12 protein-coding genes, 1 tRNA gene and 2 rRNA genes are annotated in these 11,556 nt (G+C 46.1%); 12 read left to right on the forward strand and 3 right to left on the reverse strand.

Features of this window, described 5'->3' with window-relative positions; genetic code table 11:
• Positions 1–44 precede the first annotated feature (44 nt).
• The 12 genes from rraA to hemB all read left to right on the forward strand — a co-directional run bounded on the left by rraA (position 45) and on the right by hemB (position 10,807).
• Positions 45–530, forward strand: coding sequence for a ribonuclease E activity regulator RraA (gene rraA, locus L5M51_RS12405; RefSeq protein WP_105251214.1), 486 nt, complete (start codon positions 45–47; stop codon positions 528–530).
• A gap of 129 nt (positions 531–659) precedes the next feature.
• Positions 660–1,724 carry a formimidoylglutamase gene (locus L5M51_RS12410; protein ID WP_263173016.1) on the forward strand — a complete coding sequence of 355 codons (1,065 nt, stop codon included), beginning with the start codon at positions 660–662 and terminating at the stop codon, positions 1,722–1,724.
• Positions 1,725–1,969: 245 nt separating this feature from the next.
• A complete protein-coding gene (ubiE, locus tag L5M51_RS12415) occupies positions 1,970–2,725 on the forward strand; it encodes a bifunctional demethylmenaquinone methyltransferase/2-methoxy-6-polyprenyl-1,4-benzoquinol methylase UbiE (protein WP_263173017.1) in 756 nt (251 codons plus the stop codon).
• Positions 2,725–3,345: an SCP2 domain-containing protein gene (locus L5M51_RS12420; protein ID WP_168825772.1), complete on the forward strand. Its 621-nt coding sequence runs from the start codon at positions 2,725–2,727 to the stop codon at positions 3,343–3,345. The genes ubiE and L5M51_RS12420 overlap by 1 nt, the downstream gene beginning before the upstream one ends.
• On the forward strand, positions 3,342–4,991 hold the full coding sequence (ubiB, locus tag L5M51_RS12425) for a ubiquinone biosynthesis regulatory protein kinase UbiB (protein WP_105251211.1): 1,650 nt from the start codon (positions 3,342–3,344) through the stop codon (positions 4,989–4,991). The genes L5M51_RS12420 and ubiB overlap by 4 nt, the downstream gene beginning before the upstream one ends.
• Positions 4,992–5,050: 59 nt before the next feature.
• Positions 5,051–5,290 (forward strand): Sec-independent protein translocase subunit TatA, encoded by a 240-nt coding sequence (tatA, locus tag L5M51_RS12430; protein WP_006083329.1) that lies wholly within the window; start codon positions 5,051–5,053, stop codon positions 5,288–5,290.
• Between the two features lie 6 nt (positions 5,291–5,296).
• Entirely contained in the window at positions 5,297–5,785 is a 489-nt protein-coding gene (tatB, locus tag L5M51_RS12435) for a Sec-independent protein translocase protein TatB (protein WP_263173020.1), read from the forward strand.
• Positions 5,786–5,788: 3 nt separating this feature from the next.
• Positions 5,789–6,541, forward strand: coding sequence for a twin-arginine translocase subunit TatC (gene tatC / locus L5M51_RS12440; protein ID WP_113940134.1), 753 nt, complete (start codon positions 5,789–5,791; stop codon positions 6,539–6,541).
• Positions 6,542–6,586: 45 nt separating this feature from the next.
• A complete protein-coding gene (locus L5M51_RS12445) occupies positions 6,587–7,108 on the forward strand; it encodes a hypothetical protein (RefSeq protein ID WP_212600480.1) in 522 nt (173 codons plus the stop codon).
• A complete protein-coding gene (locus L5M51_RS12450) occupies positions 7,108–7,911 on the forward strand; it encodes a TatD family hydrolase (RefSeq protein ID WP_263173023.1) in 804 nt (267 codons plus the stop codon). The genes L5M51_RS12445 and L5M51_RS12450 overlap by 1 nt, the downstream gene beginning before the upstream one ends.
• Complete coding sequence (locus L5M51_RS12455) at positions 7,904–9,790, forward strand: diguanylate cyclase (RefSeq protein ID WP_263173024.1); 1,887 nt, start codon at positions 7,904–7,906, stop codon at positions 9,788–9,790. Before L5M51_RS12450 ends, L5M51_RS12455 begins: the two co-directional genes overlap by 8 nt.
• Before the next feature lie 9 nt (positions 9,791–9,799).
• Positions 9,800–10,807 carry a porphobilinogen synthase gene (gene hemB, locus L5M51_RS12460; RefSeq protein ID WP_105251204.1) on the forward strand — a complete coding sequence of 336 codons (1,008 nt, stop codon included), beginning with the start codon at positions 9,800–9,802 and terminating at the stop codon, positions 10,805–10,807.
• A gap of 241 nt (positions 10,808–11,048) precedes the next feature.
• On the opposite strand, the gene rrf (L5M51_RS12465) is transcribed toward hemB, so the two are convergent.
• From rrf (L5M51_RS12465) to rrf (L5M51_RS12475), 3 genes are all read right to left on the reverse strand, one after another.
• Positions 11,049–11,164 (reverse strand): 5S ribosomal RNA (gene rrf / locus L5M51_RS12465).
• Positions 11,165–11,201: 37 nt separating this feature from the next.
• Positions 11,202–11,277: transfer RNA gene (locus L5M51_RS12470), tRNA-Thr, on the reverse strand.
• A gap of 38 nt (positions 11,278–11,315) precedes the next feature.
• Positions 11,316–11,431 (reverse strand): 5S ribosomal RNA (rrf, locus tag L5M51_RS12475).
• Between the last annotated feature and the right edge of the window lie 125 nt (positions 11,432–11,556).

An 11,556-nucleotide genomic window follows, 5' to 3' on the forward strand; every position in this document is an offset into this window, starting at 1 on the left:
AACTCGCTAAACTGTACGCAACGCGGATCAATAGGAGTGTAAATATGGAATACAACACCTCAGAACTATGTGACATGTACTTAGATGTCGTAGATGTAGTCGAGCCCATGTTCAGTAACTACGGTGGTTGTAGCTCTTTTGGCGGTTCTATTAGCACCATCAAGTGCTTTGAAGACAACGGCCTAATTACCGAAGTCCTACAAGAAGATGGCCAAGGTAAAGTCTTACTCATTGATGGCGGTGGCTCATTACGCCGTGCGCTGATCGATGGTGCTATCGCTGAACTTGCGGTTAGCAACAACTGGGAAGGCATTATCGTTTACGGTTCTGTACGCGATGTGGATGCATTGGAAGAATTAGACATTGGTATTCAAGCCCTTGCCTCTATTCCAGTGGGTGCTGATGGCAATTCAGTGGGCGAAGTGGAAATTCCAGTCAATTTTGGCGGTGTGACTTTCTTACCCGGCGATCACATTTATGCTGATAACACAGGCGTGATTTTATCACCTGAACCACTCGACATTGAGTAATCTCACTGTTCAGTCAAGAAAGCCAGCTAAGCTGGCTTTTTTATTCACTATTTTCAGCGTTTCCCCATTGAATCCTCGCCCTACTCTGGCCACAATAGCTCGACTCTGGCCGAATAAGAATATCAATCTATGCCTGAATTTATTCCTTTTACCCATACCGATATCGCCTCACTCGTCAGCACAAGAACTGGCGAAACTAAGCTAGGCCAATGCGTCCATCTGGCCAATCACGAACACACGTTAGAGACCATACTTGCAACTGCAAAAGCCCACGGTGCATGCTTTGCCATTATCGGCGTTGGCGAAGATATAGGCCCACGTGCCAATTTAGGCCGCGGCGGTGCAACCGATGCGTTCACAACCAGTATGCGCCAATGGCTCAATTTACAATCGAATCGTTTTCTTTCTGGCGCCGAATGCCTAGTGTTAGGCCAAGTGAACACCGCCGATCTGCAGCAACAAACTACGAGCAATACAACAGATGACACTAACGTCACCCTAGATGAATTACGTGATGCGGTGGAGCAACTCGATGAGCGCGTGATCCGCATCGTCAGTGCGATTTTAAAAGCGGGTTTAGAACCCATACTCATCGGCGGCGGCCACAACAATGCCTATGGCTTGTTGATGGCAACCTACGGCCACTACCAACGCCAAGTCGCGGCGGTGAATCTCGATCCTCATTCGGATTTTCGCCTGCTCGAAGGTCGCCACAGCGGCAATGGTTTTAGCTATGCAGCCGATCGCGGCGCCTTAGGTTGCTACCATGTACTGGGTTTACACGAGTTAAAAAACAGCGAAGCAAACCTAAGCCAACTCAGCGAATTTGGGGGAACTTGGCATAGCTTGCAACAAATTTGGGTGCGCCGTGAAATCAGCCTTAGCCAAGCTTTACTTGAAATCGCCGCCAAACTTAATGACACAGGTTTCCCCGTAGGATTAGAACTTGACGTAGATGCTATCGCTAAAATGCCCAGTAGCGCTTCAACCGCTGCAGGTGTGCCATTGCTCGATGCGGCGCATTATGTCAGTTATATCGCTCGCCACTGCCCATGTGCTTATTTGCATTTAGCCGAGGCTGCACCAAGTTGCCACGAAGCTGGGATTGAAGCCGGTTTTAGGGATGTTGGCCAAAGCCTAAGCGAGCTTATCTACGCTTATGTGCAGGCTCGCATGCAATTTTTGGCACAATGAATATCACCAGTTGCACCCAACTGGGCGCTAAGCTATTCACCAAATCCTGATATTGTGGTCTAATGCCAGTCCATTTTACGTGGTCGCTAAGCACTTAATCCTACGACTGTTCAGGAGTGCATCAAGCTAAGGCATTGCAGTTAGTTTACTAGCTCGATCACAGAGTGATAGATCAAAGATTCAGCAAATGCAGGCGATGGCTTACACTCGCAACTAATACATTGCAAAACAATAGGAACACATTGATGTCTGAGGGCGAATCTAAAAGTACCCACTTTGGTTACAAAACCGTAGAGGCCGATAAAAAGGCTGAACTCGTTGCCGGCGTGTTTCATTCTGTTGCCGCTAAGTACGACATAATGAACGATGTGATGTCCTTCGGCATTCACCGTTTTTGGAAACGTTACACCATTGAAGTCTCTGGCGCCCGCCCTGGCATGAAAGTGCTCGATTTGGCCGGCGGTACAGGTGACTTAACCGCAAAATTCTCTCACTTAGTGGGTGATAAAGGTGAAGTAGTTTTAGCTGACATTAACGATTCCATGTTAAAAGTCGGGCGCACTAAGTTGCGCGGCAAGGGCATAGTCAACAATGTCAGTTATGTGCAAGCCAACGCCGAAGCACTGCCGTTTCCCGATAACCACTTCGACATCATTACCATCGCCTTTGGTCTGCGTAACGTGACCGATAAAGATGCGGCGCTGCGTTCAATGAATCGCGTGCTTAAGCCCGGTGGCAAGTTATTAGTGCTAGAGTTCTCTAAGCCTCAGCATGAAATTATGCGTAAAGTGTATGATTTATATAGCTTCAAAGTCTTACCTAAGATGGGTGAACTCATCACTAAAGATGCCGACAGCTACGAGTATCTGGCTGAATCGATCCGCATGCACCCAGATCAAGACACATTAAAACAAATGATGGTTGATGCAGGCTTTGAACAAGTCGACTACACCAACATGACCGACGGCATTGTCGCATTGCACCGTGGTTATAAATTCTAATGATGCCGCAAGAAGTTGTGCTGCTTGCCTGCGCCGCAATTGAAACGGGTCTGAAAAAACTTCAGGCCCAAGCGGGCGACGATTATTCGCGCCAGCGCCAGTTGCATGGCAAAGTGTTTCGTATCCAATTATCACAGCTCAGCTGGCCATTCTATTTAGTGTTTGCCAAAGAGATCCAAGTACTGAGCCGCTATGAAGGCGATGTCGATGTCAGTCTACATGCCGATGCGACGACGCTTTACCGCGTGTCCGAAGGCGCCAACCTAACTGAACTAATCAAGCAAGATAAACTCAAGCTTGAGGGCGATCTCAATTTATTACAAAGCTTTAGCCAATATCTACGCGGTATCGAATTTGACTTTGCCGAGCCAATATCCCGTTATTTAGGTGATGGTCCCACTCACAAACTCATCTGTTCTAGCCATCAGGCAAAAGACTTTGCACTCGAAGTGTTGCGTAAAACCCGCTCCCACTTAGGGCAACTTGCAGTTGAAGAGTATCGCCTCGCACCGCACCCAATTGAGTTAATGCACTTTCGCGATCAAATGGATGATTTAGTTGCCGACACTCGCGCGATTGAACAACGGATTGCCCAATTAAGAGACCAAATTAAGCCATGACCTTTGCCAGTATCCGCCGCGGTTACCACGTCATTAAGACCTTACTTCAGTACGGGTTAGATGACGTATTGCCGCCAAAGATGACACCTTGGTACTTTAAACTCGCCCGTAACAGCCTATTTTGGATCCGCAATAAGCATAAAAATAAGCCCGGTGGCGAACGCTTAAAATTGGCGATGCAGGAACTCGGCCCCGTTTATATCAAGCTTGGGCAAATGCTCTCAACCCGCCGCGATTTACTCAGCGATGAATGGGCCAGTGAATTGGCCATGCTACAGGACAAAGTGCCGCCCTTTGATGGTGCACTTGCCCGCCAAGCGATTGAAGCTGAGCTAAAAGCGCCGATTGAATCCCTATTTGATGACTTTAATGAAATACCACTGGCCTCAGCCTCTATTTCTCAGGTGCATACCGCGACCCTCAAATCTAACGGTAAAGACGTCGTACTTAAGGTGCTGCGCCCGAATGTAGAAGCCAAGATTCAAGCCGATCTGCAGTTGATGTCGCAAACTGCCAAACTGATTGAATACCTCCTCGGTGAAGGTAATCGACTGCGCCCTGCTGAAGTGATCGAAGATTACCGCGTGACCATTTTAGGCGAGTTAAACCTTAAGCTCGAAGCCTTAAACGCAGTCAAGCTACGCAACAACTTCCTCAACTCAGATGCGCTCTATGTGCCTTATGTGTATGAAGAGTTTTGCTATCCACGCCTGATGGTGATGGAACGTATTTACGGTATTTCTGTCTCGGATATTGCCGCACTTAAAGCGCAAGGCACCAACTTTAAGTTATTGGCTGAGCGGGGTGTTGAACTATTTTTTACCCAAGTATTCCGCGATAACTTTTTCCACGCCGACATGCATCCGGGCAATATCTTTATTTCCCGCGATCATCCTGAGAACCCATACTACATTGGGCTCGACTGCGGCATCATGGGCACACTCAGCGAAGTCGATAAGCGCTATCTCGCCGAGAATTTCCTCGCCTTCTTTAATCGCGATTATCACAGAATTGCCCAGCTCTATATTGAGTCTGGCTGGGTATCGGAAAAAACCGATCTACAAGCTTTCGAACAGGCCATCAAAGTGGTGTGTGAACCTATGTTCAACAAGCCGCTCGACGAGATCTCCTTTGGTCATGTGTTACTGGAATTATTCCGCACTGCGCGCCACTTCGATATCGTGGTGCAACCGCAATTGGTATTGTTGGAAAAAACCTTACTCTACATCGAAGGCTTAGGCCGTCAGCTATATCCGCAGTTGGATTTATGGCAAACCGCCAAACCCTTTTTAGAGCAGTGGATGGCCGACCAAGTCGGTCCTAAAGCTATGTTTAAAAAGGTATCCACAAAACTGCCATATTGGGCTGATAAACTACCTGAATTCCCTGAACTAATTTACGATAATCTTAAGTTAGGCAGGAAATTGCTGAGTTCTCAGCAACAAATGCTAGATAAGTATTTGAAATACCAGCAGCAGGCACACAAGAGTAACTACTTGCTTATCACTTCTGCCGTTTTATTGATCTGTGGCACGTTATTGATTAATAGAGACGCTACACTATGGACCCCTTATGTTTGTCTAATTTCAGGCATGATATTGTGGTTTGTAGGATGGCGATCTAGGCCAAAGAATCGCAAATTTTAGCTAGCACTAATTAATCAGAGGTTCATAATAGAACCGATATCAATTAAGAGGATACCTTCATGGGTGGTATTAGTATTTGGCAACTGCTTATCGTTGCGTTAATCGTTGTCTTGTTGTTTGGAACTAAGAAATTACGCTCTTTGGGTGGTGATTTAGGTGGTGCGGTTAAAGGCTTCAAAAACGCCATGTCTTCAGAAGAAGACAAGAAGGCATTAGAAGACACCGAAGCGGCTAAAACAGCGCAAACAACTCAACAGGCGACTGAAAAGAAACCTGAGTCTAACAAAGAACAGGCGTAACTCTTTATGTTTGACGGTATCGGCTTTATGGAGCTGCTGCTGATCGGTGTTTTGGGGCTAGTGGTTCTTGGCCCCGAACGTCTACCGGTTGCGGTGCGTTCGGTAACGAGTTGGATCCGTGCGATGAAACGCATGGCGAACTCGGTAAAAGAAGAACTTGAGCAGGAGCTGAAGATCGAGCAGTTGCATGCCGATCTTAAAAAAGCCGAGAGCAAAGGTTTATCTAACCTCTCACCTGAACTCAAAGAGTCTATTGAGCAACTAAAGCAAGCGGCACAGTCAGTGAACCGCCCTTATCAGGTTCAGGATCCGTCAAAAGACACCCCTGCGCCTGAGAATCAAATTCACACACCTGCTCAAGTGAATCTAGTTCAAGCTAGCCAAACTAATCCAACAGCCACTGTAGAGGCGAGTCCAACATCGGCCTCTCCCGCTGCTTCAAGTGAGCCATCTCAGGGCGTGGATACCAGTTCTAACCCGAAAGCCAACGGATAATTCATGTCGCAACAGCAGCCACTTATCAGCCATTTGCTTGAACTTAGGTCCAAGCTGCTAAAATCCATTGCCAGTGTGTTATTAGTGTTCATTTGTAGTGTGTACTGGGCAAATGATATCTACCACTACATGGCAATACCTTTAATGCAGTCTTTACCTCTTGGTGGCAGCATGATTGCGACGGATGTCGCTGCACCATTTTTTGCACCTTTCAAACTAACCCTCGTTTTATCATTTTTTGTGGCAGTGCCCTACGTGTTATTTCAAATTTGGTCCTTTGTGGCACCGGGTTTATATAAACATGAAAAACGCTTAGTGATGCCACTGCTATTCAGCAGTACCTTATTGTTTTATCTCGGCATTGCATTTGCTTATTATCTTGTATTCCCTGTTGTTTTTGGTTTTTTTGCTAACAATGCGCCAGAGGGAGTTCAAGTTGCGACAGACATTACTAGTTACCTTAACTTTATTCTGAAGCTATTCTTTGCCTTTGGTCTATCCTTTGAAATCCCCATTGCCGTTGTTTTACTCTGCTGGTCAGGTGTCACTACACCTGAAGATCTCAAGCAAAAACGTCCTTATATCATAGTGGGCGCCTTTGTCGTCGGCATGCTATTAACCCCACCGGATGTGATTTCCCAGACTATGCTTGCTGTACCAATGCTGTTATTGTTCGAAGGCGGTTTATTAGCGGCTCGTTTCTACAGCAAACCAGATGACGAGTCAGACGAAGATACTGAACAAACAAACGACTAACGCCCTCGAAGGCGTTAGGGGAATAATATAATAAGGAACATTCTCATGCGCTTAACTCTTATCACGGCAGCGATAATGCTTGTATCTGTCCAAGCAAATGCCAGCATTGAACAACAGTTAACCCAATGTGCAACAACCGCCGATAAACTCGACCGCTTGATTTGCTATGACAAGCTAGCAGAAAGCGTAAAAGCTGACACCATTAGCACTCAAGTGATACCGGCTACAGTAGCAACAGTTGCAGCCCCTACGACTGCAGCAGCGATAGTGGCAACCGCACCCCAAGCGCCAACGGCAAAAATTGCCGATGACTTTGGGATGGAAGCCAAGCGTGTTCAAGAAAATACTGTCGATAAGATTTATTTAGAGATTCAATCTATAGCTGAAGATGCCTACGGAGACATTAAAGTGACTTTCACTAACGGTCAGGTATGGAAACAAACTGATGGCCGTAAGTACAATGTTAAGCAAGGTGAAACTGTCTATATTGAAAAAGCCGCTTTAGGTTCTTTTTTAATGGGTACCGATGATCGCAATGCCAAGGTTCGGGTAAAACGCCTAAAATAATGCCCTCATACATAGATATCGCTGTCAATTTACTTGGCAGCGCACTCGAACAAGATACTGTATCGATAATACAAGCGGCGGCGGACCAAGGGGTTTCGCCGTTAATTGTTATTGGCGGCGATTTAACTGAGAGTGCGGCAGCCATTGCTGTATGCGAGCAATATCCTAATCAACTTTACTGCACTGCTGGTGTGCATCCCCACCATGCCAGTGGTTGGCATGATGGCTCAAACGCTCGACAAGCTGAACTCTGCCATGCACCGCAAGTGGTTGCCGTTGGCGAATGTGGTTTAGACTACAATCGTGATTTCTCCCCGAGACCTATCCAGCGCCAAGCTTTTATTGCCCAACTCGCCTTAGCCGTTGAACTGCAAATGCCGGTGCTAATGCACGAACGCGATGCCCACGAAGACTTTATTGCTATCCTGCGGGAATATCGCCCACAGCTTAGTGGCGCGCTTTTGCATTGTTTCACAGGCACTCACGCACAGATGGAAGCCTATATTGACCTCGATTTACACTTAGGCATAACAGGTTGGGTCTGCGATGAAAGACGCGGCCAAGAACTAGCGCAACTCGTTCCCTTTATTCCGCAGAATCGCATTTTAATCGAGACAGATAGCCCTTACCTACTCCCCCGTAGTATGCGGCCCAAGCCTAAATCGAGCAAAAACAAGCCCGAATACCTTCCTTATATCGCAAATTATATTGCAAATCTACGCGGAGAAGATGCGGATGAGTTTGCAAAACGTTGCTACCAAAATAGCTTAGCGTTTTTTAATTTGGATCGAGTCCATGCTTAACAAAAACATGCCACTCATACTCTTGCTGTGGCTATGGATATGCCCAACACAGGCCTTGGCAACCTTATTGAGCATTGACGAGTCAACCACGACGCCTTTAAACCTTACGCCTTGGTTAATGGTCAGCCACCCTACACCAGCAAAAGAACTGGCCGAAATACAAGCTTTGCCAAAAACTGATTGGCATAACTTTACCAATAAAGACATTCAAAAACTCAGCGGCCATGATTTTTGGCTCAGTTTCAGCTTAACCAGCCCTGACGAAACACTTTCGCGCATTTTAGCGCTAGATAACCCTTTGTTAGACAAGGTAACTATCTACCATTTAGTCAATAATAAACTCATGAATACTGTGCTGATGGGTGATATATTCCCCTATGAGGATCGACCATTCTTGAGTAATATTTTCCTATATCCTTTCAAGATCAACACAGATGACTCCCATACTTTCTATCTGCATATTCAAACTGAAGGTAGTGCTGCAGTACCATTAAACCTATGGTCTTCTAATGACTTAGCTCAAATTGCCGAATCTACCGCCGTTGAGCATGGATTCCAACTCGGTGTACTTGCCGCAATTGGCATTTTTAGTCTTTTTATCGCCATAGCATCGGGCTCATTCAGCTACAGCTATTACTCTGGCTATGTCCTTAGTATGACCTTACTCGTTGCCACGATTAACGGTTTTGCCTTCCGATTCCTCTGGCCAGACTGGCCGCTATTACAGCAAGTGATGGTGCCGTTTTTACTGCCAATCGTTATGGCATTTGCGTTAATGTTTACTGAAAAAATATTACAGCTCAAATATTTAAACCGCCGTATGTTACTCACTTGTCGCTATAGTGCTGTGTATATCCTCTGTGTTGGACTCGCCACACCATTTATCCAATATGGAACGGCGCTCTATATCGAGATCATTTCCGTTGCTGTACTCAGCTTGGTCCTCATGGTCTTTGCCATTACTCAGGCCATCAATGGCCATAAACTGGCACGTATGTACACTATTGGCTGGGTGAGTATGCTGACGGGAGCTTGCATCAGTAGCTTGCTATATCTCAGCGTGATTGACCTCAATTTAAAACCGCAAACGCCTGTGATGCTTGGGCTGACTTTTGAAATTATCTTCATGTCTCTGGTGCTCGCCATCCGCTATAACGATGAGCGCAAAGCTAAACTACGTATCCAGCAAGAAGCCTTGAAACAAGCACAGAAAATTCGTAGTGCGCGGGAAGAAGCCCTAAAAGCGGAAGCCGAGAGCAATGAGAAACTCGAACAAATGGTGCAAGAGCGGACTTTAGAACTGGAAATCACCCTCAGAGAATTGCATGAGGTGAATCAAAAACTCACAGAACAAAGCACTATCGACAGTTTAACAGGGGTCAAAAACCGCAGTGCCTTTGATAAACGTTTGATCGCTGAAAGCCGGATCAGTCGCAGACAAGAAACACCCATAGCACTGTTAATGCTTGATATTGATCGCTTCAAGCTGATCAACGACAGATTCGGTCATCTTGCAGGCGATCAAGCATTACGTACAATAGCTCAAACATTACAGCACCATTTAAAACGGCCAACGGATCTAGTGTCACGTTTTGGGGGGGAGGAATTTGCTATCATCCTTCCTAATACAACTGCAGAAGGTGCTCTCCAAGTTGCTGAAACAATAAGAGACGCTGTTGCCTCTATTCATTTTGAATGGGAAGGTGAAGCGATACCTTTGACTATCAGTATCGGAGTCAGTGCCGATATAGTGACCCACGATCAACACAGTACTAAATTACTAGAACAAGCAGATAAAGCCCTCTACCAAGCAAAAAACGGTGGGCGTAATCAAGTCAGCTTGTATTTGTCGGATCAAGTAAGACCAGTACCTAATTAGGAGTCAAATGTGAATATCATTACCAGTGCCTTCCCTCAGCGTAGAATGCGCCGCATGCGTAAACATGATTTTAGCCGTCGCCTCATGGCCGAAAATCATCTAACGGTCAATGACTTGATTTACCCAATGTTTATTCTAGAAGGCACTAATCGCAGTGAAAAAATAGCCTCTATGCCCGGTGTTGAACGCTACTCGATAGACTTGCTACTGAAAGAAGCTGAAGAACTGGTTGAGTTAGGTATCCCATTGATCGCACTTTTCCCTGTGACACCTGCAGAGAAAAAAACATTAATGGCAGAAGAAGCCTATAACGCAGATGCCCTAGTGCAACGTGCAGTGCGCGAGCTAAAAAAAGCCTTTCCACAGCTCGGCATCATGACTGACGTGGCACTAGATCCTTTCACCACTCACGGTCAAGACGGCATCATAGACGAAACGGGTTATATCCTTAACGATATCACCACCGAGATTTTAGTGAAGCAAGCACTGTCACACGCCGATGCTGGAGCTGACATCATTGCACCATCGGACATGATGGATGGCCGTATTGGCGCGATTCGCCAAGCATTAGAAGCAGCAGGCCACGTCAACACCCAAATCATGGCTTACTCGGCAAAATACTCTTCAAACTACTACGGTCCATTCCGTGATGCCGTAGGCTCAGCGGGTAACCTCAAAGGTGGCAATAAGCATAGCTATCAAATGGATCCGGCGAACAGTGACGAAGCTTTGCATGAAGTCGCACTCGATATCCAAGAAGGAGCCGATATGGTGATGGTTAAGCCAGGTATGCCGTATTTAGATATAGTGCATCGCGTTAAAACTGAACTTGCAGTGCCAACATTCGCCTATCAAGTCAGTGGTGAATACGCCATGCATATGGCAGCAATCCAGAATGGATGGTTAGCCGAAAAGGCCATCGTCATGGAGTCCCTACTCTGCTTTAAACGCGCAGGCGCAGACGGTATTTTAACTTACTTTGCTAAACGTGCTGCCCAGTGGCTTAAAGAAGCTTAAGCAACCTAATGCGAAAGTACCACCTCAAAGCAGCCTTCTGGCTGCTTTTTTATCGATGAATAGTGAAAAATCTGGAAGCAAAGCTTGTGTATTGAGGGGAAGAAAAGACTCGTCAACAAAGCTAATAGCAATACTTACAGTCGGCAGCATTGCTATTAGTGCAAATAATGTTACAGATTACAAAAGCAAAAAAGCCAGCTTATTCAGCTGGCTTGGTTACATCTCAATGAGATAATTAGGCGCTTGGCGATGACCTACTCTCACATGGGGAGACCCCACACTACCATCGGCGCGTTTGCGTTTCACTTCTGAGTTCGGGATGGGATCAGGTGGTTCCACAATGCTATTGTCACCAAGCAAATTCTTTATTCTAGGATTAAACACTAGATTGTAATGGTGCTGATACCCAGAATCGAACTGGGGACCTCATCCTTACCAAGGATGCGCTCTACCGACTGAGCCATATCAGCAATTCTATACTAATCAATTAAGATTATTTAAATTAGGCGCTTGGCGATGACCTACTCTCACATGGGGAGACCCCACACTACCATCGGCGCGTTTGCGTTTCACTTCTGAGTTCGGGATGGGATCAGGTGGTTCCACAAGGCTATTGTCACCAAGCAAATTCTGTTTATTACCGTGTCCATCTCTGGCTCACGTTAATAATAATTCGGAAAGCTGATTTTCTGTTGAGTCTTTAACTTTATCAAGTGTCGATATTCTGTCTAAGGCTTCTTTGTAAAACC

This window comes from Shewanella sp. SM73, assembly GCF_025653795.1.
Taxonomy (GTDB): Bacteria; Pseudomonadota; Gammaproteobacteria; order Enterobacterales; family Shewanellaceae; genus Shewanella; species Shewanella oncorhynchi.

Excerpts from the sequence above, each read along its gene's own strand:
- rraA (WP_105251214.1), top strand. The coding sequence starts at position 45 with ATGGAATACAACACCTCAGAACTATGTGACATGTACTTAGATGTCGTA.
- L5M51_RS12410 (WP_263173016.1), top strand. The coding sequence starts at position 660 with ATGCCTGAATTTATTCCTTTTACCCATACCGATATCGCCTCACTCGTC.
- ubiE (WP_263173017.1), top strand. The coding sequence starts at position 1,970 with ATGTCTGAGGGCGAATCTAAAAGTACCCACTTTGGTTACAAAACCGTA.
- L5M51_RS12420 (WP_168825772.1), top strand. The coding sequence starts at position 2,725 with ATGATGCCGCAAGAAGTTGTGCTGCTTGCCTGCGCCGCAATTGAAACG.
- ubiB (WP_105251211.1), top strand. The coding sequence starts at position 3,342 with ATGACCTTTGCCAGTATCCGCCGCGGTTACCACGTCATTAAGACCTTA.
- tatA (WP_006083329.1), top strand. The coding sequence starts at position 5,051 with ATGGGTGGTATTAGTATTTGGCAACTGCTTATCGTTGCGTTAATCGTT.
- tatB (WP_263173020.1), top strand. The coding sequence starts at position 5,297 with ATGTTTGACGGTATCGGCTTTATGGAGCTGCTGCTGATCGGTGTTTTG.
- tatC (WP_113940134.1), top strand. The coding sequence starts at position 5,789 with ATGTCGCAACAGCAGCCACTTATCAGCCATTTGCTTGAACTTAGGTCC.
- L5M51_RS12445 (WP_212600480.1), top strand. The coding sequence starts at position 6,587 with ATGCGCTTAACTCTTATCACGGCAGCGATAATGCTTGTATCTGTCCAA.
- L5M51_RS12450 (WP_263173023.1), top strand. The coding sequence starts at position 7,108 with ATGCCCTCATACATAGATATCGCTGTCAATTTACTTGGCAGCGCACTC.
- L5M51_RS12455 (WP_263173024.1), top strand. The coding sequence starts at position 7,904 with ATGCTTAACAAAAACATGCCACTCATACTCTTGCTGTGGCTATGGATA.